Origin of the sequence: Companilactobacillus halodurans (assembly GCF_009600995.1) — a bacterium.
GTDB classification, from domain to species: domain Bacteria; phylum Bacillota; class Bacilli; order Lactobacillales; family Lactobacillaceae; genus Companilactobacillus; species Companilactobacillus halodurans.
Genome location: NZ_VDFO01000085.1, coordinates 1 through 1,288 on the forward strand (window position 1 = coordinate 1; position 1,288 = coordinate 1,288).

The 1,288-nt window shown below is 35.9% G+C and carries 1 protein-coding gene; it reads right to left on the minus strand.

What is annotated here, in order from left to right; translation table 11 throughout:
* Positions 1-232 precede the first annotated feature (232 nt).
* Entirely contained in the window at positions 233-1,102 is an 870-nt protein-coding gene (locus tag FHL05_RS12355) for a DegV family protein (RefSeq protein WP_153385563.1), read from the minus strand.
* Between the last annotated feature and the right edge of the window lie 186 nt (positions 1,103-1,288).

Below are 1,288 nucleotides of genomic sequence, written 5' to 3' on the forward strand. Positions count from 1 at the left end.
CGTATCAATCTTCAAATTTTTTGGCTCCGAGCAAGCTCGTCAGCCAAATAAAAAACAGCTAGACCAATTATGATCTAACTGCTTATGTAAACTGCCATCAACTTAATTTGACGAACAGCCAAATAAATAAGTTTGTCAGGATACTAATAATAGGAAAATTGACGAAAAAAAACATGGCAATTCCAATTGGATTACCATGTCTTTTGAATTTTATAAAATAATATCTGAATAATTAATTACGAGGTTGTTTACCCATGGCAAAAGCTGCCACACAACCAAAACCTGTATGACTCGAAATTGTCATACCAATAGGATAAACTTGAATATCTGCTTCTGAAAATTTAGCTAAAATAGCCTTTTTGACGATTTCTGCGGCCTCATAATCACCACTAGTCGTGATAATAATAGGTTGATAAGGATCGTCTTTTAAATCTTTACAAATTTTCTCTGCTAATTCCAATAGTGACTTTTTACGGGTCCTAGTCTTAGAAACCAGTCTCAATTTTCCAGCTGGGTCAACATCAAGAATCGGCTTAACTTTCAAGATGGTTCCTAAGGCTGCTGACGTCCTAGAAATTCTGCCACCGTGATAGAGATAATTTAAGTTATCGACAGTAAACCATTGTTGCAAACTCAATTTGTTCTGATCGAACCATTTTACTAACTTGTCGAGACTTGCTCCTGACTTTTGCAACCTGATAGCTGCCAAAACTAATTGGCCTTCGCCACCACTGGCTGCTAAGGTATCGATAATTCTAATATCAGCTTTTGGATAAGTCTCCAACAGCATCTCTTTAGCCTGAATTGCACTAGACATCGAACCACTTAATCCTCCGGAAAAGCCAATGTAAACAATTGGAGTCTTGGCTTTCACGTAAGGTTCAAAAAATTCATAATATTCGCCAACATTGACTTGAGTCGTCGTTGGCAAAACGCCAGCTTTAATTTGTTTATAAAAATCATTGATATCATAACTTTTACCCAAATCATTAATAAGTTCCTGATCATTTACTTTGATATGGAAACTAATCGCTTTAACGTCGCTATCTTCTAAAGTAGCCAAAGGTAAATCACACTCTGAATCGGTTAATATTTGATACATAATTACCTCCTAGTATTAATCCGGGCGATGAAAATGAAATACTGCCTAATAATACCATTTATTTTGGCTGTTCGTCAAATTAAGTTGATGGCAGTTTACATAAGCAGTTAGATCATAATTGGTCTAGCTGTTTTTTATTTGGCTGACGAGCTTGCTCGGAGCCAAAAAATTTGAAGATTGATACGC